Source organism: Extensimonas vulgaris, from assembly GCF_003337425.1.
Lineage (GTDB): Bacteria > Pseudomonadota > Gammaproteobacteria > Burkholderiales > Burkholderiaceae_C > Extensimonas > Extensimonas vulgaris.
Genome location: NZ_QPJU01000008.1, coordinates 89,184 through 114,533, shown reverse-complemented (window position 1 = coordinate 114,533; position 25,350 = coordinate 89,184). Strand labels below are relative to the sequence as shown.

At 65.1% G+C, this 25,350-nt stretch carries 33 protein-coding genes; 4 read left to right on the top strand and 29 right to left on the bottom strand.

The genetic code is table 11. The features are described from left to right. Position 1: 1 nt before the first annotated feature. The 4 genes from DFR45_RS11535 to DFR45_RS11520 all read right to left on the bottom strand — a co-directional run bounded on the left by DFR45_RS11535 (position 2) and on the right by DFR45_RS11520 (position 3,066). Entirely contained in the window at positions 2-280 is a 279-nt protein-coding gene (locus tag DFR45_RS11535; protein ID WP_114483889.1) for a head-tail joining protein, read from the bottom strand. Continuing rightward, on the bottom strand, positions 280-1,302 hold the full coding sequence (locus DFR45_RS11530) for a major capsid protein (protein WP_114483888.1): 1,023 nt from the start codon (positions 1,300-1,302) through the stop codon (positions 280-282). Before DFR45_RS11530 ends, DFR45_RS11535 begins: the two co-directional genes overlap by 1 nt. 75 nt (positions 1,303-1,377) lie before the next feature. Further along, positions 1,378-1,755, bottom strand: a complete 378-nt coding sequence (locus tag DFR45_RS11525; protein ID WP_114483887.1) for a head decoration protein — start codon at positions 1,753-1,755, stop codon at positions 1,378-1,380. Between the two features lie 3 nt (positions 1,756-1,758). Beyond that, positions 1,759-3,066: a S49 family peptidase gene (locus tag DFR45_RS11520; RefSeq protein WP_114483886.1), complete on the bottom strand. Its 1,308-nt coding sequence runs from the start codon at positions 3,064-3,066 to the stop codon at positions 1,759-1,761. Positions 3,067-3,142: 76 nt separating this feature from the next. Here DFR45_RS11520 and DFR45_RS11515 point away from each other — a divergent pair, with 76 nt between their 5' ends. Together DFR45_RS11515 and DFR45_RS11510 are read left to right on the top strand one after the other, a co-directional pair. Then, positions 3,143-3,376, top strand: coding sequence for a ParD-like family protein (locus DFR45_RS11515; RefSeq protein ID WP_114483885.1), 234 nt, complete (start codon positions 3,143-3,145; stop codon positions 3,374-3,376). After that, positions 3,373-3,654, top strand: a complete 282-nt coding sequence (locus tag DFR45_RS11510; protein WP_114483884.1) for a type II toxin-antitoxin system RelE/ParE family toxin — start codon at positions 3,373-3,375, stop codon at positions 3,652-3,654. The genes DFR45_RS11515 and DFR45_RS11510 overlap by 4 nt, the downstream gene beginning before the upstream one ends. Here DFR45_RS11510 and DFR45_RS11505 read toward each other — a convergent pair. The 6 genes from DFR45_RS11505 to DFR45_RS11480 are packed head-to-tail and all read right to left on the bottom strand — an operon-like array spanning position 3,641 to position 8,796. Then, positions 3,641-5,164, bottom strand: a complete 1,524-nt coding sequence (locus DFR45_RS11505) for a phage portal protein (RefSeq protein ID WP_114483883.1) — start codon at positions 5,162-5,164, stop codon at positions 3,641-3,643. The genes DFR45_RS11510 and DFR45_RS11505 overlap by 14 nt on opposite strands. Before the next feature lie 2 nt (positions 5,165-5,166). Continuing rightward, positions 5,167-5,388 carry a phage head-tail joining protein gene (locus DFR45_RS11500; protein ID WP_114483882.1) on the bottom strand — a complete coding sequence of 74 codons (222 nt, stop codon included), beginning with the start codon at positions 5,386-5,388 and terminating at the stop codon, positions 5,167-5,169. Continuing rightward, positions 5,388-5,780, bottom strand: a complete 393-nt coding sequence (locus DFR45_RS11495) for a hypothetical protein (protein WP_114483881.1) — start codon at positions 5,778-5,780, stop codon at positions 5,388-5,390. The genes DFR45_RS11500 and DFR45_RS11495 overlap by 1 nt, the downstream gene beginning before the upstream one ends. Next, positions 5,780-6,271, bottom strand: coding sequence for a hypothetical protein (locus tag DFR45_RS11490; RefSeq protein ID WP_114483880.1), 492 nt, complete (start codon positions 6,269-6,271; stop codon positions 5,780-5,782). The genes DFR45_RS11495 and DFR45_RS11490 overlap by 1 nt, the downstream gene beginning before the upstream one ends. 12 nt (positions 6,272-6,283) lie before the next feature. Next, complete coding sequence (locus tag DFR45_RS11485) at positions 6,284-8,248, bottom strand: phage terminase large subunit family protein (RefSeq protein WP_114483879.1); 1,965 nt, start codon at positions 8,246-8,248, stop codon at positions 6,284-6,286. Continuing rightward, positions 8,248-8,796 carry an elements of external origin gene (locus DFR45_RS11480; protein ID WP_114483878.1) on the bottom strand — a complete coding sequence of 183 codons (549 nt, stop codon included), beginning with the start codon at positions 8,794-8,796 and terminating at the stop codon, positions 8,248-8,250. The genes DFR45_RS11485 and DFR45_RS11480 overlap by 1 nt, the downstream gene beginning before the upstream one ends. 107 nt (positions 8,797-8,903) lie before the next feature. On the opposite strand from DFR45_RS11480, the gene DFR45_RS11475 reads away from it, so the two are divergent. Together DFR45_RS11475 and DFR45_RS11470 are read left to right on the top strand one after the other, a co-directional pair. Beyond that, positions 8,904-9,170, top strand: a complete 267-nt coding sequence (locus DFR45_RS11475) for a hypothetical protein (protein WP_114483877.1) — start codon at positions 8,904-8,906, stop codon at positions 9,168-9,170. A 76-nt stretch (positions 9,171-9,246) separates the two neighbouring features. After that, complete coding sequence (locus tag DFR45_RS11470; RefSeq protein WP_114483876.1) at positions 9,247-9,885, top strand: DUF3489 domain-containing protein; 639 nt, start codon at positions 9,247-9,249, stop codon at positions 9,883-9,885. Here the strand turns inward: DFR45_RS11470 and DFR45_RS11465 are convergent. The 19 genes from DFR45_RS11465 to DFR45_RS11370 form a co-directional block, all read right to left on the bottom strand. Next, the gene (locus DFR45_RS11465) at positions 9,882-10,505 is read right to left on the bottom strand and encodes a DUF4236 domain-containing protein (RefSeq protein WP_114483875.1); all 624 of its coding nucleotides are present in this window, start codon (positions 10,503-10,505) and stop codon (positions 9,882-9,884) included. The two genes, DFR45_RS11470 and DFR45_RS11465, sit on opposite strands and share 4 nt — an antisense overlap. Continuing rightward, the gene (locus DFR45_RS11460) at positions 10,454-11,770 is read right to left on the bottom strand and encodes a site-specific DNA-methyltransferase (protein WP_114483874.1); all 1,317 of its coding nucleotides are present in this window, start codon (positions 11,768-11,770) and stop codon (positions 10,454-10,456) included. Before DFR45_RS11460 ends, DFR45_RS11465 begins: the two co-directional genes overlap by 52 nt. After that, positions 11,767-13,248 carry a site-specific DNA-methyltransferase gene (locus DFR45_RS11455; protein WP_241659432.1) on the bottom strand — a complete coding sequence of 494 codons (1,482 nt, stop codon included), beginning with the start codon at positions 13,246-13,248 and terminating at the stop codon, positions 11,767-11,769. The genes DFR45_RS11460 and DFR45_RS11455 overlap by 4 nt, the downstream gene beginning before the upstream one ends. 315 nt (positions 13,249-13,563) lie before the next feature. After that, positions 13,564-13,992, bottom strand: coding sequence for a DUF6362 family protein (locus tag DFR45_RS11445; protein ID WP_114483873.1), 429 nt, complete (start codon positions 13,990-13,992; stop codon positions 13,564-13,566). Then, a complete protein-coding gene (locus DFR45_RS11440; protein ID WP_114483872.1) occupies positions 13,985-14,194 on the bottom strand; it encodes a hypothetical protein in 210 nt (69 codons plus the stop codon). The genes DFR45_RS11445 and DFR45_RS11440 overlap by 8 nt, the downstream gene beginning before the upstream one ends. A 1-nt stretch (position 14,195) precedes the next feature. Then, positions 14,196-14,660, bottom strand: coding sequence for a crossover junction endodeoxyribonuclease RuvC (locus DFR45_RS11435; RefSeq protein ID WP_114483871.1), 465 nt, complete (start codon positions 14,658-14,660; stop codon positions 14,196-14,198). A 130-nt stretch (positions 14,661-14,790) separates the two neighbouring features. Next, entirely contained in the window at positions 14,791-17,091 is a 2,301-nt protein-coding gene (locus DFR45_RS11430; RefSeq protein WP_114483870.1) for a phage/plasmid primase, P4 family, read from the bottom strand. Next, entirely contained in the window at positions 17,088-17,333 is a 246-nt protein-coding gene (locus DFR45_RS11425) for a hypothetical protein (protein WP_114483869.1), read from the bottom strand. Before DFR45_RS11425 ends, DFR45_RS11430 begins: the two co-directional genes overlap by 4 nt. Next, the gene (locus DFR45_RS11420) at positions 17,330-18,064 is read right to left on the bottom strand and encodes a PD-(D/E)XK nuclease family protein (RefSeq protein ID WP_114483868.1); all 735 of its coding nucleotides are present in this window, start codon (positions 18,062-18,064) and stop codon (positions 17,330-17,332) included. The genes DFR45_RS11425 and DFR45_RS11420 overlap by 4 nt, the downstream gene beginning before the upstream one ends. Beyond that, on the bottom strand, positions 18,061-18,561 hold the full coding sequence (locus DFR45_RS11415) for a DUF6511 domain-containing protein (protein ID WP_114483867.1): 501 nt from the start codon (positions 18,559-18,561) through the stop codon (positions 18,061-18,063). The genes DFR45_RS11420 and DFR45_RS11415 overlap by 4 nt, the downstream gene beginning before the upstream one ends. Beyond that, entirely contained in the window at positions 18,558-19,412 is an 855-nt protein-coding gene (locus DFR45_RS11410; RefSeq protein WP_114483866.1) for a P63C domain-containing protein, read from the bottom strand. Before DFR45_RS11410 ends, DFR45_RS11415 begins: the two co-directional genes overlap by 4 nt. Before the next feature lie 11 nt (positions 19,413-19,423). After that, on the bottom strand, positions 19,424-20,065 hold the full coding sequence (locus DFR45_RS11405; RefSeq protein ID WP_114483865.1) for a hypothetical protein: 642 nt from the start codon (positions 20,063-20,065) through the stop codon (positions 19,424-19,426). Positions 20,066-20,070: 5 nt separating this feature from the next. Continuing rightward, positions 20,071-20,916 (bottom strand): ATP-binding protein, encoded by an 846-nt coding sequence (locus DFR45_RS11400; protein WP_114483864.1) that lies wholly within the window; start codon positions 20,914-20,916, stop codon positions 20,071-20,073. Further along, positions 20,913-21,395, bottom strand: coding sequence for a hypothetical protein (locus DFR45_RS11395; protein ID WP_114483863.1), 483 nt, complete (start codon positions 21,393-21,395; stop codon positions 20,913-20,915). The genes DFR45_RS11400 and DFR45_RS11395 overlap by 4 nt, the downstream gene beginning before the upstream one ends. A gap of 11 nt (positions 21,396-21,406) precedes the next feature. After that, positions 21,407-21,664, bottom strand: a complete 258-nt coding sequence (locus DFR45_RS11390) for a helix-turn-helix transcriptional regulator (protein WP_054286341.1) — start codon at positions 21,662-21,664, stop codon at positions 21,407-21,409. 85 nt (positions 21,665-21,749) lie between these two features. Continuing rightward, a complete protein-coding gene (locus DFR45_RS11385; protein ID WP_114483862.1) occupies positions 21,750-22,688 on the bottom strand; it encodes a hypothetical protein in 939 nt (312 codons plus the stop codon). A gap of 11 nt (positions 22,689-22,699) precedes the next feature. Further along, complete coding sequence (locus DFR45_RS11380; RefSeq protein ID WP_114483861.1) at positions 22,700-24,124, bottom strand: hypothetical protein; 1,425 nt, start codon at positions 24,122-24,124, stop codon at positions 22,700-22,702. A gap of 100 nt (positions 24,125-24,224) precedes the next feature. Beyond that, a complete protein-coding gene (locus DFR45_RS11375) occupies positions 24,225-25,037 on the bottom strand; it encodes a hypothetical protein (RefSeq protein ID WP_114483860.1) in 813 nt (270 codons plus the stop codon). Continuing rightward, entirely contained in the window at positions 25,038-25,316 is a 279-nt protein-coding gene (locus DFR45_RS11370; RefSeq protein WP_039731095.1) for a helix-turn-helix domain-containing protein, read from the bottom strand. Between the last annotated feature and the right edge of the window lie 34 nt (positions 25,317-25,350).

The following is a 25,350-nucleotide window of genomic DNA, read 5'->3' as shown; positions in this document are numbered from 1 at the left end:
CTCAGGGTTGGGAGAGCGAAGCGCGCCGCTCGGAGCCGTCGCCGATGGCACGCACGTCGCGCACCTGATAGGTGTTGCCTGCCACCTCGACCGTGTCCCCGGCTGCCAGCGTCAGCCACGCCGCCGGGTAGTCGATCTGGTAGTCCCGCGACAGCGCGAAGCCATCGAGCACGGTTTCGTCCGGAGCGCGGAAGGCGCAATGCACGGTGACACCGGCAAAGGACACCGGCGTCAGCAACCCGGCTTTGCGCGCCGCCTCGTAGAGCGTGGCGACATCCATCAGGCCGACGTCAGCTTGATCAGCACGCCCGGGCGGTGGCACATCGGCAGCGGGTTCGACTGCGTGTGCAGGTCGGTTCCCCGGTCGAACTTGCGCGGCTCCTGCTTGGCGTACAGCGGCTGACCGAGGGTGTTCACGGTTTCGTTGAAGTCGGCGGGCGCGAAGTACGTGGCGAAGGTGTCCACCGTGCCAACCGGGAAGGCGTGGGCTTCGCCAGCGGCGATGAAGCGGCGCGTACCCAGCGTGCCGTCGGCTTTCACATAGGACGCCTGGCCCCGGTATTCCTCGAAGGTGATGCCGCTGTAGCTGAAGCCAGCGCGCATGTCGTTGATCAGCACCGCGCCCTGTTGCCAGTTCTGGTAGGCGGTCTTGACCTCCTTGTGGGTGGTCAGCGCGCGGAAGAACTCCGGCGAGCACAGCACGTGCAGACCGGTGGAGAACTCGCCCGCCAGACCATCTTCCATCAGGCCCAGCAGTTCGAGGCATGCGCCCTTGAGCTGGCCGTTGTCGGTGGCGGTGGAGAATTCGAACGGCACGCTCTGCGCCGTGATGTCGAACTCGTCGAACAGATCGACCAGCGTGCTGCCGTCGGCGTCGAGAATTTCACCCTTGAGCGCGCCCATGCGCAGGTGCTCCAGGGTGATGGCGTGCTTGTTGCGCATGGTCTCCAGGTGACGGGCCATGACGCCGCCAATGGCTTCCATCTCGGTTTCGGAACCAAAGGCGCGCAGGCCTTGCACTTCTTCCGGCAGCACCACGTCGTCGTGCGGGATGTGCGGGATCACGAAGGAGCGCAGCTTACGCTGGCCACGCTCGCCGACCGTGCCGGGTGAACCGGGCGCGCGGGTGGGCAAGAGGTTCAGGCGACCGGCGAACTCCTCGACGATGATCTGCCGGGTGCGCACCGGCTTGACCGGGAACAGGTTGAGTTGCTCCAGCCGCCCGTAGCGGTTGGGCAGGAGGTTGATGGCGGCCGTCAGGCTGGCCATCGAGAAGCCGGTGTTTTCAAAAGGGTTCTGCATTTGGGGGCTCCAGAAATGACGAAACCCGCACAGCGGCGGGTTTTCGGGGGAGTGAGATGGATCGTCGGGGCGTGGTCAGGCGCTATCGCGCACCAGCACCCCAAGGGCGGTGAGTTGGGAAACGGCAGTTGCCTTCTGTGCAACCGTGAGACCGGTCGGCCAGACCAATGCGCCGCGCGCGACGATGGCGTGGCGGGCGATCAGGATCGCGTCCTCACGGTCGATCAGCGTCGCATCGACGTCATTGCCAAGCACGCCAACGGCGATTTCCGTACCGTCCGTGGCGTTCGGGTCGATTGCCTTGAGCTTGGCAGTGGCTGTTTCGCGGCCCACCACGGTGCCCAGCGACAGGTTCTGCGCGGCAGCGACGGTGTCCTGGTCGCGCGAGTAGAGGTTCGGCGCTTCGTACTTCAGCAGGTCGCCGAGGTTCTTGGGTTGAGAGACAGTGGGCATGGCTTACTCCTTGGCGGTGAGTTTCTTGACGGCAGCGACCACCGGACTGTTTTCCGGGCGCTGACTGGTTCCTGCATCGGCGGTGATGCGCGAGGCGATTTCGGGTTGGTCGGCACGAGCATCGAGCAAGGCCCGACGCACCTGCGCTTCGGAAAATCCTGCTGCGAGGAACTCCGCCGTGCGTTGCGACTGGCCCGCGATCAGGCACATCTCTGCGATGGCCTGCGCTTGGCCGCGTCCGCTGGCAAAAGACAGCGCCAGTGCTGCTTGGGCTGCAGGCGTCGGTTGCGGATCGCTGTCGGTCTGCGGCTGGTCGCCCTGCGGGTCGGTGTCGGTCGGATCGTTTGGGTTGTCGTGGTCGTTTTTGGGGTCGGTCATGGTGTTCTCCAGGGTGAAAGGTTTGCTTCGGGGCGGGCTTGAAATGGGCTGCGTGGACAGATTTCGCGGCGAGGCGCGGGCCACGCCGGGCTGTGTCAGCCGCTGCTTGGCCGCCAACGCATCGGTGAATTCGGTCATCACCTGTTCGAGCGGCATCACGGCGTCGGCGAGACCTGCTGCCACCGCCTGCTCGCCGTAGAACAGCCCAGCCTCGGTGGCACGCACGGCATCCGGGTCAAGGCCGCGCATCTGCCCGACCTGATTCACAAAGATGTCGTAGAGGCGATCCACTTCAGCCTGCAACGCCGTGGTGGCCTGCGGGCTGAGAGGCTCGTGCGGCGAAAAATCGTTCTTGTGGCTGCCCGCGAAGATGGAGGTGTAGTTCAGGCCGTCCTTGGCATCCTTCACCGACTGGTCGACGTGCAACGCGATCACGCCAATCGACCCGACACCGGCGGTCTGCGACAGCGTCAGGCGCTGGCAGGCGGCCCCGATGGCAAAAGCCGCCGAGTACGCAGCATCGTTGGCGTGCGCCCAGATCGGCTTGATGGTGCTGGCGGCGCGGATGCGCTCGGCCAGTTCAAACACGCCGCCCGCTTCGCCGCCGGGGGAATCCAGATCGAGCAGGATGCCCGCCACCTGCGGGTCGGCCAGCGCGGTCTCCAGCCGGGATTCCAGTTCGCCGTAGGCCATCAGGCCCGAAGCGGCATCGAGGCCCAGCGAGCGTTTGACCAGGGTGCCGAACACCGGAATGACGGCAATGCCCGACTGCGCAAACGCCCGGGCCTGCTTGGGTTCGGGGATGGGAAAGGCCATGTCCCGGTCGGGCAAGCCGATACGTGAACCCAGCACGGAGAGGATCACATCAAGCTTGGGACGCGCAATGAGTAGCGGCGTCCCGAGGATGCGGGACGCCAGATGGATGAGGTGCATGGGTGGGTTCCTTGATGATTTGCCACATTTGTGGTAAATTGTTTGCATTGAAAACACATCTCAATCGGAGGCCCCAATGAGCACATCGACATCCATTCGCATCGACCAGACGCTGTACGACCAAGCCCGCAGCGAGGCAGTAAGCGAGCACCGCACCATTGCCGGGCAGATCGAGTACTGGGCCAAGGTTGGTCGGGCTGCGCTGGACAACCCCGACCTGCCGGTGAGCTTCATTGCCGAATCGCTGGCCTCGCTGGCCGAATCGCGCGCGGAGGCCACTGACTTCGTGCCCCGGTCGCGCCGCGCATGAGCTACGGGCTCAAACAAACCCGGCGTTTTGCGCGCGCCTACAAAAAGCTGCACGACAACGTGGCCGCCGATGTGGATGCGGCCACCGAAGTGGTGGCAGCTGATCCCACGGCGGGTGATCGCAAAAAAGGCGATCTGGCCGACCTGCTGGTCTACAAATTTCGCAGCCAGAACCTGCTGTACCTGCTGGGCTACACCGTCGATGACAGCGTCCGGCTGGTGTATCTGGAGGCCGTCGGCCCCCACGAAAACTTCTACCGTGACCTCAAGCGCTCGTAGCTGACGGATCGTCGTCTTCGAGCGGCCGTGCGCCAGCAGGACTGACAACCTGCACTGACTTGTCGTGGCGCGGGTCGGAGTCGAAGACCAGACCGAGCGCATCGGCACGCTGGTTGTCGGCGGCGATCTCGCGGTCGATGTCCTCGGCGTCGTAGCCAAAGGCCGAGATGGCTTCCGAGCGCGACAGCAGCCCGGCACGAATGGCAGTCAGCATCGCGTCGAATTCCTTCTTCGGATCGACCCACTGCCAACCTTGCGGAATCCATTTGGCCGCGAGGTAGTCGCGCTTCTTCTCGGTGAACTGCGGCAGCGCCAGCGCGCCTTCGAGTAGCGCCTGCTCCATCCACGCCCGCCAGATCGGGCGGCACAGTTGGTGGACGATCACGTTGTGCTGGATGGCCTCGCAGCGGCGGCGAAACTCCAGCAGCCCGGCCCGGATCGACGAGTAGTTCACCTGCGTCAGATCGCCGGTCAGCATTTCGTAGGTGATGCCCATCGCTGCGGCCACCGCCCGAAACTGCATGCGCAGAAACTCGGCGTAGCTCGCGCCCACGTCGGCGGGCTGGCTGAACTTCACGTCCTCGCCAGGCTCCAGGATCTGCATCGTACCCGGCTCCAGCCCAGCCATCGCCGCGCCATTGGCATCCGGCAGTCCTTCGCCCATCAGGTTGTCCTCAGGTGACAGGCGCGTGATGAAGCCCGCAAACATCGCGGCGGTTTTCTTGCGCACGAGCTCGGCGTCGTCGTACTGGTCGAGTTCGTTGAGCTTGACCAGTGCGCGCGCCAGCCAGGGTTCGCCCCGGATCTGTCCGGGCCGCAAGGGACGAAACAGGTGGATGATTTCGCTGGCCTGGACACGCACGGTGTCGAGACCGCCCACCACGCCACCGGTGCCCGACATCGGGGCCAGAGAGCCATCGCCCGGGTGCGAGCGATACAGGTGGTAAGCCACCCGCCGTCCGAGCTTGTCGAATTCGATGCCTGCGCGGATCACGTTTCCCGAGGCCAATTCCTGATTCAGCGTGGCTGGCAGGTGTTCGGGTTCGAGCAACTGCAATTGCAGGCCCACCGGTAGGCCATCTTCCGGGCGGCGATAGCGCAGCCGCACCAGGCATTCCCCGCCTTCGAGCATGGCGCGACAGGCCAAGGCCTGCAGGCCGTAGAAATCGGTGAGGCCTGCCGCATCGGCGTCCTCGCACCAGTCCCACCATAGGCTGTGGATGGATACGCGCAGCGCGTTGTCCGCCACCATCGACTGCGGCTTGATGCCGGTGCCGATGGCGTTCGAGACGAAGGCCTCGACACCTGCCGCTGCCCACGCATTGCGCCGCACCAGATCACGGCTCTTGGCGCGCAGTTCGTTCTGCGTATAGGCCAGCGCTGCGACCGCGCCGGGGTTGCCGACCTGCCACGCCAGCGCGCGGCGGCCACCGCCGATGCCGTCGTAGAACGGCGTACCACCCAGCAGGCTGATGCCGACACGTCTACGCATACGGTCAAACCATTGCATGCTCAGAACCCCTTGCCCGTGGTGACCCGGATCTGGCGCGGCGCACCGGGCCACAGACCGGTGTCAACGGCCTGCTCGAAGAGGTCGCGCTTGACGGCGGCGATGGCGGCTTTCAGTTCATCGATGCTGCGGTACTCGACGGTCTTGTCGCCAAAGGTCACGCGCTTCTCGCCCTTAACCAGCGCCGCTTCCAGTGCGTCGAGGTGTGCTTGTGTGTAGGCCATCAGCGGAACACCGCAAGGTTGATTTCAGAGGAGTCGTCGAACGATGTAGACGTGGTGGCGCAACTGATGTCGACGAACTGGGCGGTCTTCTGGTCGGTGCTGGATCGCACAATCGCAATGCGCTGCGTGCCGCTGTTGGTGCTGCTGCGGGCGAGCGCCGTCCAGCAGTAGTTCGCATCCGGCATGGCGGTGGCAAAGGTCACGCGGTAGCGGCCCGCGGCCGTCCGGGTCACGCTGGCCACGTTGTGCGAGGAGCGCACGACGATCTGGCTGCCGACATGGCCGAAACACACCCAGGCGCGCGCCAGACCCGGGTGGTCGGCGCCGACCTTGACCTTGACCTCCCGCCCGATGCGGCCGGCCAAGGCAGCGATGCGCGCAGCCAGACTCATCAGAGCAGCGCCCCTTCGAAGATCGCGACGAAGTCGGTGTCGGTGTCGCCCACGTCAGCCGCGGCCACGGCGCCGATGTTGCTGCGCGCCTGGGCCTGCTCGGTAGCCGTCAGGGTCTGCTCCGCGTCGAAGCGCACGCGGTGGTTCACCGCAGTGAGCAAGGCGTCCAGGCCGCTGGTGCCGTCTTGCAGCAGCTGCTGGATCTCCAGCAACGTGTCGTAGGCGGCATCGGCCCCGCCCAGGATCTCGGCCTTGAGCGTGTCGAGCAGCGTGACGATCTTGCTCGACGAGTAGGTGCTGGTGGTGGCGACCTGGGTGTCGTCGATCGCTCCCGAGGCCACCACCGCGGCCTTCAGCTCGTTGATGGCCGCCACCAGACTGGACTTGTCGGTGGTGGTGAGCTGGGCGAGGTTCCCGGCCTTCACGCGGACGTCGTTGAACTCCTGCGCGACGCGGAGCACCAGGCTCTCGATGCGGGTGGTCAGTGACATAGCGTCTCCTCGTCAGGACAGCCAGCGGCTCTTGATCACGCGCCGGCCGGTGTTGCGGTTGCCAGAAACACCCAGGCCACCTCGATGGGTGGCCTCGGTGATCGATTCAGTAGGTGTTTCAAGGGCTGGCGGACTGGCCAGCCCCAGTTGCCGCTCCAGTTCGCGCCAGTGGCGTTCCTCGAAGCGGTCGAGCCCTGCGGCCGCAGCAGCAGCACGGGCATACACGTAGCAGTCCAGCGCTTCGTTGCGCTCGCGCACCTTCTGCCACTCCCGCACCGGAAAGCCATTCCTGTCGCGGCGGGTGATCAGTTGCTCGGCGCAGAGCTGCTGGATGAACTCGGCGTCGATCTTGGGCAGGTGGACGAAACCGGCCGGGTAGGTCACCGTCACGCCGTCGTCGGCCACCTCCGCGCTCTGGCGCAGGTGGTTGTAGAACTCGAGTTTGGCGAGCCCCACCGCGACCGCATACACCTTGATGCCCCGGCGCAGCTTCTTGCCCGCCTGCGAGACATCGACCGCCGTCGGTGTGCCGATCAGGGCCGCGCCCCCCATCGAACCCGTCCGCACGCCCTTGACCGCCATCACCCGCGCGTCGCGGCAGGCGCGCACGAAGGCGTAGGCCTCCTGTGTCGCAAAGCCGGTGTCCAGCGCCAAGCGGGCCAGCGGCATGGCCGCGCCCGAGGCATGGGTCCAGGTCTCGGCGAGCATCCCGCCCAGCGCCTTCCACACCGCATCCCGTGCGGTGTCGCCCATCAGCACCCGGTGCTCGATGAGCCAGGCCTCCTTGCCACGCCCGAAGGCCCAGACCGAGACCTCGATGCGGTCCTTCTGCACGTCGGCGCCGGCGGTGAGCAGCAGGCCGCCTGCGGGAATGGTGCCGATGGCATAGTCCTCGCGGCGCTCCAGCAGGCGTTGCCAGTCGGGCGCTTCGCCTTCCTCGACCCACGTCTCGCCCAGCTCGGTGTTCTTGAAGGTCTTGATGGCGGCGGCCGATCCCGATTCCTTGTTGACGGCGGCTTCCCACGCGGCGGCGATGTCGCGCCACGAGCGCCAGCCCACCGGGCTGTACAGCGACGACAGGTGAAATCCCGCCGTCTTGCCCTCGGCCATCGCGCGCCATTCGCCGCGCTCCAACATCCACGTCTTGTGATGCTCGGCAATCGCGGTGTCGCAGGATTCGCAGATGTAGGCAGCGGTCTCCGGTTGTCCTTTGTCCCAGCGCAGTTGCTCGAAGCGCAACCACTGCGGGTGGTTGCAGTGCGGGCACGGCACGAAGTAGCGACGTTGGTCGCTGGCCTCGTACTCGCGCTCGATAGCCGACGCCCCTGAGATCGTCGGCGTCGAAACGATGAAGATCTTGCGCCGCGCGAAGGTGCGTGTACGGGCTTCGGCCAGCGAGATCGCATCGCCTTCGCCCTCGACGTCCAACGGATAGCCGTCGACCTCGTCGAGGAACAGGTAGCGCACTGGCATTGAGCGCAGCCCGACCGCGCTGTTGGCCCCGGTCATCACCAGCATGCCACCCCGGAACTCCTTGGCCAGGATGGTGTTGCCGGAATCCCGGCTGCGCGCCGGTGCAATCAGTTCAGCCAGCGCCGCCGATTCCTCGATCAGCGGATCGATCCGCTGTTTGGAGTTGCGTTTGGCCATCTCCACCGTCGGCCAGACGGCCATCATCGGCCCCGGCGCGTGGTGGATGACGTAGCCGATCCAGTTTGACCCCATCTCGGTCGCGCCGAGTTGGGCGGCTTTCATGAACACCACCCGCTCGACCGGCGAGGTCGGCGACAGGCAATCCATGATGTCCTTCAGGTATGGCGTGCGGCTGGTACGCCAGCGGCCCGGTTCGGCGGACGCCTTGCTGGAGAGCATCCGGTGGCGATCCGACCATTCCGACACACTGAGTAGTGGGTCGGGCGCCAGCCCTTCACGCCACGCGCGCTCGATCTCGGCAGCGCCTTCGTAGTCCATGCCCATCAATCCACCCTTGGACGCATCTCGCCCAGTTCCTGCAGGTGCTCACGCACCGCCGACTCCAGGGCTATGTGCATCGCGTGCGGATCGACACCGAGCTTGGCTGCCATCTGTGCCGAGATGCGTGCGGGCCAGTTGAGCCAGGCATCGCGTTCGGAGCGCGCCAGCTTGAAAACGTGCGCCACGGCCTGCGGCCGATCCACCAGCTCGCCCTTGAGTCGGGCCAGGCGCACTTTGTTGGTTTGCGCCTTGACCACTTCGTTGACCGTGCGCGCCTGCAGCAAGGATGTGCTGCCTGCTGCGGATGTAGCCAATGAGGCGGCAGGCCCGTCACCCGTGCTGGCGCTGGATTCCGGCACGGCGACCTTGACCGCGCGGGCGGTCGTGCCATTGCGCGGCGCATCGGAATTGCGCGCCCACTCCCGGTCGACGCGCTCGGCATCAATCGTTCCGTCTGCCTCCGGCGTGATCCGTCCCGCCGCGATGGCTTTGCGCACCGCCGCATCGGACACGCCACGGTGACGCGCATACGCGCGAATCGAGAGTCCCATCGGCACCTTCAATCATTCGTTCGTCCTTCGTCGAGAAAGAGCTTGGCTTCGATCGGGAACAGCGCGTTCATCTCGTGACGCCATCCACCACATCGAAAGGACAGCCGATGAACACACCCGCTCCCGACACCCTCGCCGTCAAGCTCGCGGAAGCGGCGATGACGGTCCTGGTGCGCGCCTGCCGCACGGAGGTCGCCACCGCCAGTCATGCGGAACTTGAAGCCGCCTGTGCGGCGATGCGTGCCCGAGCCAGGATCGTCGTCGAGCGGCTGCTCGATGACGCTCGCAACGCGCCTTGGATCGCGGAAGCCGCGTTCCACGCCGCCGCCCTCGAATTGGCCGAAGCAGGCATCGCGTCACTGCGCCGCCGCTGAAGCCGAAAGCGCTTGGCTTCGCAGCCAAGCAGCGCGTTCATCACGATCCCGATCAACCGCTGCAAAGGAGCAGACCATGACCACCACCCAACTCACCCCGGCCCAGCACGCCATCCTCGCCAAGGCCATCCATACCACCGGCGGCAAGATCGAGTGGTTCCCCGACCACATCAAAGGCGGCGCGCGCAAGAAAGTGCTCGACGGGATGTTCAACCGTGCGCTGATTACCACCGATGGCACCGACTGGTTCGTCGCTGCCGAGGGCTACGACGCCTTGGGGCTACCGCGCCCCGGCTTGAACAAGAAGGCCATCGGTCAGTTCGAGGCCCATCTCGATCAGATCATCGCCAACGCTGAAGGCGCGTCAGCCGCCACGAGTGATCCCGAACTGGAAGCCGCCGTCACCGCCGCCGAAGCAACGTGGGTACAAGAGCCGACGCAGGCCAAGCCGCGCACCCGCGAAAACGAGCGCAGCGAAGTTTCGCGAGGCGAAGCCGAGAGGGTGCGCAGCACCCGGCACAACACCAAGCAGGCCGAAGTGATCCGGCTGCTGCAACGCCCCGAGGGCGCCACCATTGGCCAGATCTGCGCCGCCACCGGCTGGCAGGCGCACACGGTGCGCGGCACTTTGGCCGGCGTCATCAAAAGGAAACTCGGGCTCGCGATCGCCTCGACCAAGGATGGCAAGGCCGACCGCGTGTATCGAATCGTCTAATGCTCGACGGTGCTACGCAGGCGAACCAGCGTTGCAAGTGTTGGGTCGCCCGTTGCCGGGTCGGCCGATTGCTTGCGGAACGCCTCGACCGCCGCACGGGTTCGAGGTCCCAAATTGCCGTCGATGGGGCCGGGCGAATACCCGGCCCGGGCCAGCAGGGTTTGCAATTCCCTCAATTCCGCGGGCTCGAGCTTGCGATCTTCCATGCCGCTTCGATCCGGGGCAGCGGGCACGCCTTGGCTGGCAGCAGATGACGTGTGCGCCGCACTGACGGCTTTCGTCGTCGTGCTCGCAACCGCCCTGTCGGGGCCGTTCATCAGGGCACCGCAGGCCTTGAAGATGACGACGATCGTCACCAGGCCGATCAGCACTTTGAGCCAGGACACGCCTTCGCTCGGATTTGCCGCCGCCGTCGCCCGTTCGGACGCGGGCTGCTTCCACGAACGGGTTTCCTGATAGGAAATTCCCGTGCCGGGCAGCCCGATCGTGCGACGAACACCGCGCGGGCCGATATTGACGTTGAAGCCTCGCGGCCCTATGCCAAGACTCACGCCCGACTTGCTCAGATTTATTCTGAACAGGCTGCCGAGCGGGAAGGATTTTCGGAAGCGGATGCCCATGGTTTTGACTCTACGCCAAATCGTGCTCTTTCGGCATCCGTAAATCGCAGGCCGTCACGAGCGCGCGTCGCGCGCTCGCAGGTCCATTCCTCCCACCGGCGCACGATCACGTCCACGTACTTTGGATCGAGTTCGATCAGCCGCGCCACGCGGCCAGATTTTTCTGCGGCGATCAGGGTGGTGCCGGAACCGCCGAAGGGGTCGAGCACCACATTGCCGGGTCGGCTGGAATTGCGGATTGCGCGCTCCACCAGTTCTACCGGCTTCATCGTCGGGTGCAGGTCGTTCTTCTGCGGTTTCTTGATGTTCCAGACGTCACCCTGGTCGCGGTCGCCGCACCAGTGGCGCGTTGCGCCCTCGGGCCAGCCGTACAGGATCGGCTCGTACTGCCGCTGGTAGTCGGCGCGGCCCAACGTGAAGGTGTTCTTGGCCCAGATGATGAAGGTCGACCACTTGCCACCGGCAGCGCGGAACGCGGCCTGCAGCACATCGAGTTCGCTGGACGACATCGCCACGTAGATCCCGCCCCGGCAATGCGCCACGGTGGGCGTCAGCGCCGCCAGCAGGAAGTCGTAGAACCCGTCGCCCAAGTTGTCGTTCAGGATCGCGCGATCCTTGCCGCGCAGCTTGTCCTTGGCGCTGTTGGCGTAGTTCACGTTGTACGGCGGGTCGGTGAAGACCATGTCCGCCGCGTCGCCCTGCATCAGCCGGTCGTAGCTCTCGGCCACGGTCGAGTCGCCGCACAGCAGTCGGTGCTGGCCCATGATCCAGACATCGCCCGGGCGCGAGATCGGCGTCTCGCTGACTTCGGGCACCGCATCCTCATCGGTCTGGCCCTCGTTGTCCGGCTCGTGGCCCGCGATCAGTTCGGCCAGCGCGTCGGCGTCGAAGCCGGTGATGTCCAGATCGAAGCCTTCAAGCTGCAAGGCTTCCAATTCGATCCGTAGCATCGCGTCGTCCCAGCCCGCGTTCTCGGCGATGCGGTTGTCCGCGATGACCAGAGCTCGGCGTTGGGTCGGGCTCAAGTGGTCGAGCACGACCACCGGCACGATCTCCAGCCCGAGTTTCTGGGCGGCGGCCAAGCGTCCGTGGCCCGCGACGATGATGCCGTCGCTGCCTGCGAGGATCGGATTGGTGAATCCGAACTCAGCGATGCTGGCGGCGATCTGCGCCACCTGCTCCTCAGAGTGGGTGCGCGCGTTGCGGGCGTAGGGCAGCAGCTTGGCCGTGGGCCACTGCTCGATCTTGTCGGCCAGCCAGCTCATGACGCACATCCATGTGCGTCACCCTGCGGGCAGCCTTCGGCTGTGCAAATCGGCTGTCCTGCCGATTTGTCATGCCACGAAACTGCGGCGCGCTCGGCGGCGACCTGTTCGAAGGACTGACCGGTGGCGATCAGCGTGATCGGCACGCCGGGGTGGTTCTGCTGGAAGCGTTTGATGGCAACGTCCACGTACTCCGGCGCGATTTCCACGCTACGGCAGATGCGGCCCGTGCGCTCGGCGGCCAGCATCGTCGTGCCGCTGCCACCGAAGGGTTCGAACACGAGGTCGCCCACGTCCGTGTAGGCCTCGATGACGAACTCCGGCAGCGCGACCGGAAACACGGCCGGGTGGTCGATGTCCTGGCCGATCTTGCCCTTGTGGCGCATCACTCGGATCACGCTGTCAGGGATGCGCGTGTCCTGCGTCGGCAGGCCCTTGTGCGTCCAGCCGCCGACTTCGCCGTCCTTGCCCCGCATCGCCGTGGACGAGCCATCGGCGCGCAGGTGCGATTCCTGCCCGGCGTGCTTGCAGGGCACGATCTTGTTCGGCTTGCGGCTCTCGCGGTTGAAGTGGAAAACGAACTCGAAGCTCGGCGCGAATCGACCCGCCCAGTCGCCGGGCATCCCCGGCCCCTGATCCCAGACGTACCACGCGAAGCGCCGCCAGCCTTGGCTGCGCATCCAGCCGAGCCAGGCGTCCCAATACGGGATCACTTCGTTGTCACGGTGGATCAGCCCGAGGTTGACCAGCACCTGACCATCGGCCGCCATCGGCAGGTGCGCGAACACGCCGCGCATCAGGCCATCCCAATCGGTGATCCCGCCCGAGGTGTAGTCGCGCTGGTTGCCGTAGGGCGGCGAGGTGAAGCACAGGCGAGCGGTATCGCCTTGCATCAGCGCAGCAATCACGGCCCGGTCGGTGGCATCGCCACAGATCAGATGGTGCTGGCCGATGGCCCAGACATCACCGGGGCAGGACACCGCCATGACGGGCGCGTCTGGCACATCGTCCGCAGCATCCGGCTCGTCAGCGTCTGGTTTCGCTTCGGTATGAGGGTCGGCGTCGAGCACATCACCGGCGAGCAGCGCCTCGATCTCGGCATCCTCGAAACCCGTCAGCGCAAGGTCGTACCCGGACTCGGACAGGTCGGCCAACTCCAGCGCCAGCATCTCCTCGTCCCAGCCCGCGTCGAGCGCCAGCCGGTTGTCTGCCAAGACGAGCGCACGCTTCTGCGCGGCGGACAGATGCGCAAGCTCGATCACTGGCACCTGATCCAGCCTGAGCTTGCGGGCTGCGGCCAGACGCCCGTGCCCGGCGATGATGCCGTTGTCGCCATCGACCAGGATCGGGTTCGTCCAGCCGTACTCGACGATGCTGGCCGCGATCTTGGCGATCTGCGCATCGGAATGCGTGCGCGGATTGCGGGCGTAGGGAATCAGCGCCTCGACCTTGCGGTACTCGACGTTGAGCGTGTTCAAAGAGATGTCCCGGAAATAAAAAACCCGCCGACAAAGCCGTGGGCGGGTTTTGGGGGGTGGTGCGAACTGGCGGGGTGCGAACTGCGAACCGTGCGAACCTTGGTTCGCACCCTGACGCTAAAAAAGCGCCGCGCTCGCGCCCCCCGCATTGCTTTCTGGCCAGGAAGGACCCCTTTTGCTTGGGGCCACTTCGCTTGCCGTCACCGCTGTCCAGAAGATAGACGAAATACTACCCCCAGCCGGGCTGTTTTGTTGCAGGCTCGAAGAGCGTCAAAAGGGACAAACGCAGCAAACAGAGGACAAAAGCGGCAGGCATTACCCTGCCTGGCCTACGATTTTGGAAGGCGCACGGATACCTTCGCTGTTGAGTTTCTCGGCCACGATTTCCAGCGCTCGCTGCCAGCGACGCCATGCCGTCGTGCGGTCGCAGGCAAAGCGGATCGTGATGTCGCGCCAGCCGTAGCGCTTGGCCCGCATCCACACCAGATGCCGCTGTTCGACCTCCAGCCACTGCACCCACTGCATCGTCTCCAGCATCCGGTCGATGGCGTCCGGTGCGGGCGGGAATGGGCGGTAGACCTTCTCGTCGGCAGCGAACGTCTCCCACTCCCGGCGCACGATGGCGGGCCAGCAGTTGAAATAGCCCTGCACACGCACGGGTGGCAGGCGTCGTCCGGTACTGGCGGCTTCCTCGAAGCGGGCGGCCACGTCCTCAATCGTCCAAGCTGTATGACGGTCAGCCATGGCGTCGTCCTCCCGCGCCGTAGAGGCGCTCGCCGATCTGGCGTACCAGTTCACGCTCCATCCAGTCGAGGCGTTCATCGTCGGGCGACACGACCAGGATGTGCTGGTCGCGCCAGCCGCGTTGCTTGATGGCGTCCACATCCTGGACATCAGGCTGGAATCGCCCAAGCGGGCAGCGGTATTGGGGTGTCGGAATCTTCACATCACACCTCCTGCGCCTGAATGGCCCAATGCAGCAGCGCCAGCGCATCGGCTTCGTTGTCGTCGACCGGGGCGTGGCCGCGTGCCCGGATGGTGGCGATCACGTCCTCCTTGCTCGCGTTGCCCTTGCCGGTGGCATGCTTCTTGATCGTGCCGACCGGCACGCCCTGGTACGGGATCTGGTGGTGCTCGCACCACGCGGTGAGCGTGGCAAGGAACCCGCCGTAGGCGTGTGCCGCGTCGGTCGAGACGTTGCGGCGCACCTCCTCGAAGTGCAGGCAGTCGATTCCGTCGCAGGATTGCTTGATCTCGGTGAGCCAGCGCTTGAAACGCAGGAAGCGCATTCCGCCGCCTTCGAAGCGCTGCGGCCGGAAGCTCTCGGAACCGCTGGTGATGTGGCCGTCACTGCCGCGCAGTGCCCAGCCGGTGGTGGTACCCAGATCGAGGGCGAGGATGGTGGTGGTCATGGTGTCAGTCCTTGTTTGGGCGGGTCTGACGGATCGGACGGGTCGTATCGAAACCTTCCATGAGGCGCACGCACACGCGCACGTGTAGGAGTTACGACGTAGTCCGTCCGATCCGTCAGATGCGGTTGTCTCAGTCATCGGCGTAAGGGGTGTAGGCGGGTGCGGGCGGGTACTTGAGGCCAATGCCCTGAAAGCCGCGCAAGCCCATGCCGTTGCGCCATTTGTCCAAGCCACGGGTGAGCAGCAGATCAGCAAAGCGCTTTTGCGAGCCCGCGAACTCACCGGCGGCCTCCGCCCACTGCTTCCAGTCGTTGAACAGCTCGGCAGTCAGCGACTTGGCGTTGGCCTCGCGCACACAGCGTTCGTCCAGCCAGCGGCCCAGTGCGTCCTCGGCCTCGAAATACTCCTCGGTGGCGTCCACCACGCGCTGCGGCGGATCGAGTCGGCCGTGGCGCTGCCAGTCCAGACAGCCCTGTACGGCCCAAGCAAGGATGCCGTCGCGTTCGGCGAGCAGCTTGTGCTGCAGGTTCTTGTCTCTCTGCTGCGGCGGCACGGTGATGGTGAAGGGGATCAGGTGCAGACGCCGCTTCATTGCCTCGTCGATGTTGCGGATGGCGGGCTTGTGGTTGCCCGCAACGAACAACTTGAACTGCGGAAAGAACTCGAAGAAATCCTGGCGCATGAAGCGCGCGGAGATCTTGTCGCCGCCCGTGAGGTTCTTGAGCTTGGACTCGGCCCAGCGTTTGCCCTGTTCGGTTTCGATGGCCGCCACGAAGCGTGCGCCGCGCAGGCCCGCCATGTCGGTCGGGTGCCGGTCGGTGCGCGTTTCCATGAAAGTGTCCATCGGGGCATTGGTTGCGTAGTCGCCCAGGATGGTGGCCAGCGTGTTCACGAACACCGATTTGCCGTTCGCGCCGGTGCCGTACAGGAAGAACAGCGCGTGCTCTTGCGTCGAGCCGGTCAGCGCGTAGCCGACCATCCGTTGGAGGTAGGACTGCAGCTCCTTGTCGCCACCGGTGACCTCGTCAATGAACCGCAACCATGTAGGGCAGTCGCCGCTGGGTGTGGCCGTGGTGATCTTGGTCATTCGGTCGGCGCGCTCGTGCGGGCGTATCCGGCCTGCCTTGAGATCGGCCACGCCACCGGGCGTGTTGAGCAGCCACGGGTCGGCGTCCCACTCGTCAGTGGTGGCCGCGTGCCTGCGATCCGCCCGCGCCAGCCGTTCCACGCCCCCGACCGTACTGGCGCTGGCCAATTTGGCGGCAACCTTGGGGTTGTCGGCGCGCACGGCGGTCTGGCGGCAGACGCTGCGGATCAGGTCGGTGGCGGCCAGCGTGTCCTCGGTGCGCCAGCGTTGCCCGTCCCACACCAGCCAGCGACCCCAGGCCGCCACGTAGCGCCAGTCGCGGTGGTAGCGGCGGGTGAAAGACAGCGCCAGCGCGTCCTCGGTGCCCCAGACGGATTCGTCGCTGCTGACCACCGGATCGACGTCATCGGCCACGTCGTGCATCTGCAGGCGCGGGCCGTGGGTGAGGAAGGTGGCGACATCGAAGCCCTCGGCGATGGCGTCCGCCACGTCCCAGCCCTCGGCAGCCTCCTCAGGCGGATAGAGGATGTGGCAGGATTTCGCACCCGCCGACAGGATGGCTTGCGCTGCCTGCGTGGCGTACTCCCAGCCCGGCTTGTCGCGGTCGGGCCAGATCAGCACCGCCTTGCCCGAAAGCGGCGACCAGTCGGTCTTGTCGACCGGGGCGTTTGCGCCATGCATCGCCGTGGTGGCCACGATGCCTGCGTCGATCAAGGCCTGCGCGCATTTCTCACCTTCGACCAACACCACCTGCGCGGCGCTGGTCATGCCCGGCTGGTTGTAGAGCGGGCGCGGGTCTGGCGGTGCCATCTTGCGCCGCTTCGCATCCCAGGGCCGGAACTGCTTTTTCTGCCCGGGCGGGTCGTAGCGGTAGACGACCGCGATCAGATGGCCAGCCGCATCGAGGTAGTCCCACTTGGCGGTGGCGGGGCCGAGCTCGTCGACCGGTACGTCCTTCTTGCTGGCCTTGCGCACCGGTGCGGAACGCGAGCGTCCGAGCAGATCGGCAGCGGCGTCGAGCACGCGCGGAAAGTCGTGCAGCACGTCGATGCCGAGGTGCGCACCGATCAGCGCGTAGATGTCGCCGCCGTCGCCGGTGGCGCGATCCGTCCACAGTCCCGCCTTCTCGCCATCGAGCACCACCTCGAGGCTGTCGCCTGGACTGCCCAACACGTCCCCGATCAGAAACTTGCCACGGCGCTTCTTGCCCGCAGGGAACAAGGTGATCAGAACGGATTCGAGACGTGCGAGCAGGTCCGCACGCAACTCTTCGCGCTCGGCGTCGCTGAGGGTGCGGTGGTTGTGATCGGGCAGTGGCGCGATGTCGTTGAAGTCGAGTGTCATTCGGCCTCCACGCCATCGGCGTTACCGTTGCGCCCCTGCGCGGCGGTGCTGCGCGCGGCCCACGCAGACAGTTCGGACGGGCGATAGCGCACCAGACCGCCCATCAGGTAGTGGGGAATCTTGTACTTGCTGCGCATCTGCGGGTCGGCGAACCAGTAGTACGGCAAGCGCAGCGCGGCAGCGGCCTGCTTGGCGTCGATCATCGGTTCGACGTCGCCGATGAATTGCGTGTCGTCGCTCATGGGGTTCTCCAGCACCGGTCTTGCCATGCGCACATCCGGCATTCGAAGTGAGTGGGTTCGTGGAAGCTGCGCGGCAGCAGCTCACCGGCTTCGGTCGCGGAAATGACCTTGACCGCGCGATCCGTCATCCGCTGCGCAAGCGCGCCATCGAAGGGCACCAGCTCGACGTAGATGTCCATCGAGTCGGCGTTGATCGCAGTGAACAGCGCCGGGTGCTCGTGCAGTTGCAGATGCGCCTGATAGAGCGCGACTTGCGCGGCGTACACCGGCTTGGCGACCGTGAGGCCCTTGGCTTCCAGTTCGCGCCACGATTTCGCGCCGAGGCACTTGTTCTCCCACAGCGCGGGATAGTGGAAACCGTCCGGCCCGTCGACGATCACGCCATCGACGTGGCCGCGCAGCCGGCCATGCGCATCGGAGAAGCCGAACTGCTCGCCGTCGGGCTTGCGCGTGCGTAGGTCGAAGCCCGCGTCGCGCAGCCACGCCACCATGCAGTCCTCCATGACGTGGCCGCGCTCGAAGATGCGCATCATCCGGCCCTGGGTGTAGCGCCCGTGATCGACCGGAGCCTTGGCGTACTCGAACTGCAAGGCACGCTCGCAGGCCGCGCCCAGACGCGACGCGCCGAGGTAGTCGCGTGCGGTCTGCTGCGCATGCACGCGCTGCATGCCGATGTCGATCAGCGCCGTGATCTGACCGGAGACGCTGGCCGAGGAATTGAAGTCCATCATGGCTTCCTCCCCTTCGGCTCGTCCCAAGGCAGGTCGTCCTCCAGATCGGCGAACGGATTGGCGGCGTCGGGTGCCAGCGGATCGGGCGTCGGCGGCAAGCCCCGCACGGGCGGGAACTTGGTGGCCTCGTGGTGCGCGACCATCGCGTCCGACCAGCAGGTGACGATGGCGTCGATCACCTGCATCGCTTCGGTTTCGGAGTAGTCGCCCAGCGGCTTGGCAAACCCGATCTCGCCCGCAGCCTCGCCGAAAGCCTTGAGGCACTGGCGCATCGCGGCCAGTTCGACATCAGACGGATCGATCATGGCGACCTCCGTCTTGTCGATGCGGCCTTCCTTGGCGCGCTGCCAGTTGCCGTACAGCCCGTGAAACGCGTCCTGGCAGCGGCGCGAGCAGAACACCCAGTCGAGCACGTAGCGGCGCGGGTCGGCGGTCTTGAAGCGACCATCCGTGTGGCCGTAGCCGCGTGCTTGTCGTTTGCAGACCCAGCATTTCACGCCACCTCCGCGAGTTCTTCGGCCAGCAGGCCGAGTTGCAAAGGCGTGCCCGCGAAAGCCGATTCGCAGCGGCGCTTGAAGTCGGCGTAGCTCATCGAGCTGCGCGCAATCGCCGTGACCGCGTGAATCTGCGATTCCAGATGCGCCAGCCCCTGCTCGGACAACCACTGGTGGTGCTTCTGCGAGATGCCCTTGCGGTTGCGGATCTCGCCCAGCAAGTCCTCCGGCAGCACCGGCCCGTAGACCCAGCGCAGGGTGATCTGGCCGATGACGTGGGGCGGGTTCTGCTCGTGCCCCTGGTAGCGCGAGTTGAAGAGGCGGTACAGCGCGCGGTAGTAGTCCGGGTGGAAGCGCCGCTCCCACGACGCGCAGGACTGGCGCAGCAGCTTGGAGATCAGCTCCTGCAGCGCATCCGGCGCGCGGTGGTGCTGGTAGCCGGTGGCCTCATCGATCAGCGCGACCTCGCCGGTGGTGGCAAGGGAGCGCATGATCTTCATGCAGTTGGGCACCAGCTTCCGGCGTGCGCGGTGCAGCGTGTGATCGAGGGCTGCATCAATCACGCCGGAGGCAATCTGGGTGATCACGCCCGCCGGGAAGAACTGCGCCCGCCGACCGCTGGGCAGCGAAATCGGTGATTCAAATTTGTCCAGCTCCGACAATGACTTAGGCGAGAAGTCGGCCAGAATTTGGCGGAAACGGTGACCCGTGTTGTTCTCGTGGACGCCGAGCAGCTTGGCCACCTGCTTGCGGACGTAGCCGCGCTCGCCGGTGGTGAGCACGACCGCCTCGCAGTCGAGGTCGCCGAAATGCACGACGCCGCAGTGGCTGGCACTGAGGGTGGATGCGTTCATGGCAGCCTCCCTCACTGCGCCCACGACGGTTTGCCCGTCACGGGTGCGCGTTGTGGAGCCGGTGCCTGATACGCGGGGGCTGCCTGCGCCGGAGCGCCGGACGTGCCGCCGCCCGAAGCCTTGGGCGGCACGCCCATCCACTTGGCGTAGTCGGGGTGATCCGGTTCGACCGCCACCTTCACCACGTTGCGATCCTGGCCCTTGCCGTCCTTCTCGATGTCGACGCGGGCGAGGAACTCCAGGCCATCCAGTTCGTGGAAGCCCTGGATGCGGCGCGCGGCGGCGGCCTGTGGGCTGTTGTCCTGCGGATGGACGTTGCGTGCGCTGTTCAGCGCGGCACGGATGAAGCTGCGCCCCATCTGGCCCCAGGTCGGCCCCTTCTTGGAGTGCAGGCCGATGTTCGACCACATCTTGCGTTTGGCATGGTCGCCCGCCGTGACCACGAATTCGGCGGCGAGATAGATGGAGCCGGTCTCGAAGGACTCGGTGGCGTAGCCGCCGCCCCAGCCCTGCGCGGGATCGTCGTAGCCACCGGGCTTGAGGGTCATGCGCACCGGCACCACGGTGCCCTTGGGGATGAGATCGAAGCCGGACTGCTGCGATTCGGCGTCGTTGAAGTCGTTCCAGTTGTTGCTGGTGAATTGGCTGGTCATGGCGATTACTCCTTGGATTCGGTATGTGCGGGGGCTGCGGCGCTGGCGGGCGTGAGGGATGTGCCCGCGCACTTGGCGATCAGCGCGCCGAGATCGGGGGCTTCGAGAAGGTCGAGGTGACCGCTGCGGTCTTTGGCCGGAAAGCCGTAGGGATTGACGGTGTGGGTGACGAAGGCGCGGTAGGCGCTGCCGTCCTCGGCCTTGATCTCGGCCAGCGTCACGACCTCGTCGACGATGCCGGGCAGCTCCAGGCTGGTTTTGCTGCCTTCGATCTGCGGGACGAACACCTTGCGGTTGTAGTCATCGAGGCGTTCGTCGAGGATGGCCACGAACACCACGTTCTTGCCGCGCGCGTGCTGCAAGTGGGTCAATGCGCTGATCATTTCCTGGCCGAGCAGGCCATAGGCCGCGCGCAGATCAGGCTTGCCGGAGCGGTCACTGGTTGCACCGGGCTGCGTCTTGCACCACGCGAAGCATTGGCGCGACAACTGCGTGATCGAGTCGAGGAAGAAGGTCTGGTAGCGGTCGAGCTGCGTCGCGTCGCCGAACTTCTCGATGACGTGGTCGTAGTGCGCCTGCGAGAACGCCGACTCCGGCGGCAGCGACTTGTCCGGGCCCGCGAGGAACACGAAGAAGTCGCGGCTCTCGGGCCAGGATGCCGGTCGGATGGTGTCGCCCGGCCAGTCGGCGACAGCCAGATCGCCTGCCTCGATGTCGATGAATAGCGTGGTCTTCGGATCGAGGTCTTTGAGCCGGGTGGTCTTGCCGATGCCGGACTTGCCGAGCATCAGCAGCTTGACGCCCTTGCGCTCGGCCATGCGCTGCTTCGCGGAGATGATGGGAAGGCTCATGCCACACCCCCATCGAGCGTCAGGGTGATGGTCGGCTTGCCTTCCTCGACCGTGCGCGCAGCCGCAAACTGCTCCTGCAGCGCCGTGGGCCAGTTGGTGTAGCGGGACTCGGACACCGACAACTTGACGTCGATGTAGTCCTCCACCTTGTCGCCCGAGGCGACGATGCGCTCGGCCATCTCCTTGAGGATGGTCTGGCTCCAGATCACCTTCTTGGGGAGCTCGTACTTGACGTGCAGCGCGCCGTCGTTGACGTGGGCGGTGCCGAAGTCTCGGCCGGAATCCCGTAGTGCGCTACGGGCCTGCTCGCCGTAGCGCTGGAGCTTGGCAGCATCCAGCTTGACGCGTAGCTGCTTGAGGTAAGCAGTGGCCTCGTCGACATTACGCTCGGCAGCGACGAAATCGTTGATCGGCAGCGCCACCAGCTGGGCGGTGCTCATGGCAGCGAGGTCGGCGGGAAAGATGGTCAGATCGCTCATGGCCGCTCTCCTCACTGGTATGCACGAGTGAAGGTCGAGTGCCGCGAAACGCGACGCTCGAAGGCTTCGACCTCGGAGATCAGGTAGGTGACGCGGGCACCGAGCTTGCAGAAGACCGGGCCGAGCTGTTCCTGCCGCCAGCGGCGCAGGGTCTTGACGGAAAGCCCCCAGCGGATGGCCAGCTCGTTTTCGTCAAGGGCGATGCGCTGTGGCGCACCGGTTTTGGCCGGGATCAGGCCAGATGTTGCGTTGGTGAAGTGGGTTTGCATTTCGATGTGCCTCCTGTATGAAATGGGCACATCGCAGTCTCCGCACGGGTTTATGGGCCGTGTCTGGTTCGATTTATGGGTGCGTTTATGTGTTGCGCCTCACCCGGTATTTCCCGCGCGAAACCAGCTCAATCACCTCCTCACGCGCAACCTTGTCGCCGAAGGCATCGTCGAAGGATTGGAAGCCGGTGTTGACGGTGACGGCACCATTCACCTCTTTCCACGACATCACGGGCGGGGCACTTCCTTCGGTCCCCCACATCAGCTTGATGATCTTGGCTCGCGCTTCGGTGAGATCGATGGACGACGCCATGTGCGGGAGCTTGAGCCGCTTGCCATTGAAGAATTGCACCGGCTCCGGCTCACCCACGTGGGTTGCGTAGCCGCGCAGGACACGATCAAAGGCGTCGGTGTCGAACACATCTGCGCCATCGGCCACGCGCACGAACTCATCGAAGCCGCGCAGCGTGTGGTCACGGGGTAGCGAGGCATTGGTTCGCGTTGGGCACAGAACAACGCCACCACGCGGCCACACGGCGTCGGCAAGGACTGCTGTGATCCTGTCCTGCGGCGCGCGTGACCATGCTCTGGCAACGAACACCGGTGCGAAATCGTGCGTGCCAGCGATTCGCTGCTCACCGAGGTGCCACAGGTGATTCGGTGTCCGGCAGATCTGGCTAGAGCGTCGCCGCTCCTCAATGCCGATCAGCGCCGCCAGATCTGCGAGCCAGGAATCCATTTGGATGGAATAGAGGGCAATCCCCGCCAGCGGTTGGACGATGGTTCTGCCGTTCAGCGGACTGCAGTAGCTGTAGCGACCGGCGTCCTCGTCTACATCGATTTCGACTTCCTGTTCGGAATCGAGAAACGGCACCATCACATGGGTGAGATGGCCTGCGGGCACGACCCAGCGCCTCTGAAGAAACTGCTGGTAGTCGCGCCCGAGCCTGTCAGCCAGCACTGATGCATCGAGCCGTGGAAAGTTGTCTAGCGCGAGGAAAAAGCTCAAATACGGCGACATCATCGGCGTCCTCCTCAGAACTGGCTCAGCACGCCGATCTTGATGAGCTGTTCCTGCACGCGCTTGCGGTCGTCGTCCGTCCTGCTCTTGTCGTTCAGCCCGTTCGGTGCGGTGATCTGGACCGCGACGTTATGGGCCTTGCGGTGCGGCGTCTTGGACATCCTCATGACCAACTTCACCTGCACGAGCGCGTACTGGCTCAGGTCTTCGGCGCAGTAATCCTCATAAGCAACCTGATAAATGTTGCGGCCGTCGCGCCGGTCGCGGGTGATTTGCATCTTGCTGGAGAGTTGCCGCACCACATCACGTCCGCCGTACTCTGAGGTCTGCTCGAACGGCTTGGCCACCGTGATCTGCAGGATCGAGATGTCGTCGATGCCTGCGACCCGGTCACGTTTGAGGCGGTCGAGCATCTTGGAGGTCGCAAAGCCGAGCAGGTCGAACTGCCGCATGGGCATGTCCTCGATCTGGCCTTCGTGCGCCAGCGCGACATCACGGAAGACGGTGGCCAGCTCGCGGCGTGCCTCCCGTTCTTCGCAGAACACGCTGAGCGAGCCAGTCTCCGGCTCCCACGAGAAGCGGGCCGACATCGCAGCGGGTTCCTCGTGGTCGACGACATGCCCGTTCGCCACTTGCTGGAACGTGGCCGTCTTGCCATTGAAGGTCGCTGTCAGCGTGTGCAACAGCGCCGACTGACCGGCTTCGCAATCATCGTCATCACCCTGTTCGCATGACAGATCGCGGCGCGTGAATTGCTCGATCAGGATTTGATCCTTCGGCACCTTCGGGAACAGCTCGGCAATGCGTGTGCGCAACACCTCTTGAACGTCGACCCCAGTCTTCGGCACGACGCCCTTGGGGCCCAGGTAGTGGCTGGAGTAGTGGTCGCTTTTCCACTGGCGATGCATCACTTGCAGATGCTCAGCCTGATCGAAGCGTTCGTCGCGGCGGACGCCTTGCGCCGGAAAGTCCTGCAAGAGGTGCAGATACAGGGCGCGGCTGTAGCGGTCGCTGGGCGCAGCCAGCACGGCGGCATCTTCCGCACGATCCTCGTTGAGCAGGGACAAGACGGCCTGTGCCCCGTAGTCATCGTCAAGGAGCATCACTCGCTCGGCGGCACACTCGATGCTGTACTGGGCGGCCGCCGGCAATTTGCCGACAGCATGAAAGAGTGCCTGACGCGACTCGACTGGCAACTTGCCCTTGGCCGCTTCTGCCAATGCCTTCAACTCCGGCAGTGCCGTCGCGCTGGCACGTTCGAGCAGATCCACCAGCAGCCCGGGGCGCGCGACCTTGCGCACGAGGCTGACGAAGTTCTCTGCGTTCGGCAGGATGTTTGCGCCCTCATCGGATCGATGCTCACGCGCACGTTTTGCCGCAGGCTGGCTCGTCGCCAACTTGGTGCTTTTCTTTGTTGTTGAGGCTTGGTCAGCTGGCATAGGCAAGTTCCTTTGACAAAGTGCGCGATTGCGCGAACGGTTAATCGGATGGTTCAAAAAACGCCGACGCGAGGTCGGCTCCACAGGCGGTAGATCCTGGTCAGCGCATCGTGGCCTCCTGAGTGGTCAGGCCATATCGGTTCAGACGTACTTGGATGAACCGTGGATTGACACCGAAGCGCGTCGCCAAGGCTTTCTCGAAGCGATCCATCTCCAAGACTCCCAGGTCGCCGTTCGCCTTGATGCGCAGGGCCGTGCCGGGGTGGTCGGGATCGGTTGAAGGATGGCGATGGATGGTGATGTCATGCTGGGGCGCAAGCTCTTCGACGGCGGCGATGATGCGTTGGCGAGGCACCAACAAGGAGCCCATGAACTCGTTGGCGCGCAGTTCGGCGAAGTGTTCTTCCGTCGTTGGCTTCGCAGATAGTGACTTGGACAGATGGTCACTGTCCGGCGTCGTGGTGCGGTAAGCCCGTTGCATCGTCGGTTCGATGTCATCGAACAACCCGGGGCCCTTACTGCCCTGGACAACCCAGCCGGGGGCGTCGAACACGGCGTGGCCCAGCTCGTGGGCCAAGGTGCTGAGGGCCAGCAGTTCGCTGAGACTCTCACCCACGGGCGAGATGGACACCATCGCGGCGTCGGGCATAGCGGGGTCGAACTCACAGACGCCGAAGACGTGGTTGCCTTGCTCGTCATGCACGGCGTAGTCGGTGCTGACCTCAAGCGCGAAGTCGATGCCGTTGATCTTCAGGCCGGCGATCTGCCGCAGCGCGTTGAAAGAAACGGCATCGATGCTGTCCGCGACCAGTTGCTGGCGCGCGGTCGCGGCGATGCGTTCGACTTCAATGTGCTTGATGTACAGGGGGCGCTTCCGGTCGCAGCACCGGTAGTCGAGAGTCAGTACCGCCATTCACTTCTTCTCCGTCACGTTCCGGCGGTACATCCGAACCAGGTTGCCAACATCATCGCGGATGTCGGGCGGCAGACGACTGGCCTCGACGAAAGCGTCGTCGGCGCTGATGCCAAGGATCTCGGCCGCCTTGCGGATCAGCTCGTCCTTGGGCGGTTTTTCCATGTCGCGCTCGATGCGCGACCAGTAGGCGGGCGATATCTCCAGCTGCCGCGCAAAGTCATTCATCTGAATGCCTTTCTCTTCGCGCTTCTTGCGGATGAATGCTCCAAAGGGCATGGTTGTGACCTGATTGCGTGATTAGTTAACGACA

Coding starts and splice junctions, on each gene's coding strand:
- DFR45_RS11535 (WP_114483889.1), bottom strand. CDS start 280: ATGGATGTCGCCACGCTCTACGAGGCGGCGCGCAAAGCCGGGTTGCTG.
- DFR45_RS11530 (WP_114483888.1), bottom strand. CDS start 1,302: ATGCAGAACCCTTTTGAAAACACCGGCTTCTCGATGGCCAGCCTGACG.
- DFR45_RS11525 (WP_114483887.1), bottom strand. CDS start 1,755: ATGCCCACTGTCTCTCAACCCAAGAACCTCGGCGACCTGCTGAAGTAC.
- DFR45_RS11520 (WP_114483886.1), bottom strand. CDS start 3,066: ATGCACCTCATCCATCTGGCGTCCCGCATCCTCGGGACGCCGCTACTC.
- DFR45_RS11515 (WP_114483885.1), top strand. CDS start 3,143: ATGAGCACATCGACATCCATTCGCATCGACCAGACGCTGTACGACCAA.
- DFR45_RS11510 (WP_114483884.1), top strand. CDS start 3,373: ATGAGCTACGGGCTCAAACAAACCCGGCGTTTTGCGCGCGCCTACAAA.
- DFR45_RS11505 (WP_114483883.1), bottom strand. CDS start 5,164: ATGCAATGGTTTGACCGTATGCGTAGACGTGTCGGCATCAGCCTGCTG.
- DFR45_RS11500 (WP_114483882.1), bottom strand. CDS start 5,388: ATGGCCTACACACAAGCACACCTCGACGCACTGGAAGCGGCGCTGGTT.
- DFR45_RS11495 (WP_114483881.1), bottom strand. CDS start 5,780: ATGAGTCTGGCTGCGCGCATCGCTGCCTTGGCCGGCCGCATCGGGCGG.
- DFR45_RS11490 (WP_114483880.1), bottom strand. CDS start 6,271: ATGTCACTGACCACCCGCATCGAGAGCCTGGTGCTCCGCGTCGCGCAG.
- DFR45_RS11485 (WP_114483879.1), bottom strand. CDS start 8,248: ATGGGCATGGACTACGAAGGCGCTGCCGAGATCGAGCGCGCGTGGCGT.
- DFR45_RS11480 (WP_114483878.1), bottom strand. CDS start 8,796: ATGGGACTCTCGATTCGCGCGTATGCGCGTCACCGTGGCGTGTCCGAT.
- DFR45_RS11475 (WP_114483877.1), top strand. CDS start 8,904: ATGAACACACCCGCTCCCGACACCCTCGCCGTCAAGCTCGCGGAAGCG.
- DFR45_RS11470 (WP_114483876.1), top strand. CDS start 9,247: ATGACCACCACCCAACTCACCCCGGCCCAGCACGCCATCCTCGCCAAG.
- DFR45_RS11465 (WP_114483875.1), bottom strand. CDS start 10,505: ATGGGCATCCGCTTCCGAAAATCCTTCCCGCTCGGCAGCCTGTTCAGA.
- DFR45_RS11460 (WP_114483874.1), bottom strand. CDS start 11,770: ATGAGCTGGCTGGCCGACAAGATCGAGCAGTGGCCCACGGCCAAGCTG.
- DFR45_RS11445 (WP_114483873.1), bottom strand. CDS start 13,992: ATGGCTGACCGTCATACAGCTTGGACGATTGAGGACGTGGCCGCCCGC.
- DFR45_RS11435 (WP_114483871.1), bottom strand. CDS start 14,660: ATGACCACCACCATCCTCGCCCTCGATCTGGGTACCACCACCGGCTGG.
- DFR45_RS11430 (WP_114483870.1), bottom strand. CDS start 17,091: ATGACACTCGACTTCAACGACATCGCGCCACTGCCCGATCACAACCAC.
- DFR45_RS11425 (WP_114483869.1), bottom strand. CDS start 17,333: ATGAGCGACGACACGCAATTCATCGGCGACGTCGAACCGATGATCGAC.
- DFR45_RS11420 (WP_114483868.1), bottom strand. CDS start 18,064: ATGATGGACTTCAATTCCTCGGCCAGCGTCTCCGGTCAGATCACGGCG.
- DFR45_RS11410 (WP_114483866.1), bottom strand. CDS start 19,412: ATGAACGCATCCACCCTCAGTGCCAGCCACTGCGGCGTCGTGCATTTC.
- DFR45_RS11405 (WP_114483865.1), bottom strand. CDS start 20,065: ATGACCAGCCAATTCACCAGCAACAACTGGAACGACTTCAACGACGCC.
- DFR45_RS11400 (WP_114483864.1), bottom strand. CDS start 20,916: ATGAGCCTTCCCATCATCTCCGCGAAGCAGCGCATGGCCGAGCGCAAG.
- DFR45_RS11395 (WP_114483863.1), bottom strand. CDS start 21,395: ATGAGCGATCTGACCATCTTTCCCGCCGACCTCGCTGCCATGAGCACC.
- DFR45_RS11390 (WP_054286341.1), bottom strand. CDS start 21,664: ATGCAAACCCACTTCACCAACGCAACATCTGGCCTGATCCCGGCCAAA.
- DFR45_RS11385 (WP_114483862.1), bottom strand. CDS start 22,688: ATGATGTCGCCGTATTTGAGCTTTTTCCTCGCGCTAGACAACTTTCCA.
- DFR45_RS11380 (WP_114483861.1), bottom strand. CDS start 24,124: ATGCCAGCTGACCAAGCCTCAACAACAAAGAAAAGCACCAAGTTGGCG.
- DFR45_RS11375 (WP_114483860.1), bottom strand. CDS start 25,037: ATGGCGGTACTGACTCTCGACTACCGGTGCTGCGACCGGAAGCGCCCC.
- DFR45_RS11370 (WP_039731095.1), bottom strand. CDS start 25,316: ATGCCCTTTGGAGCATTCATCCGCAAGAAGCGCGAAGAGAAAGGCATT.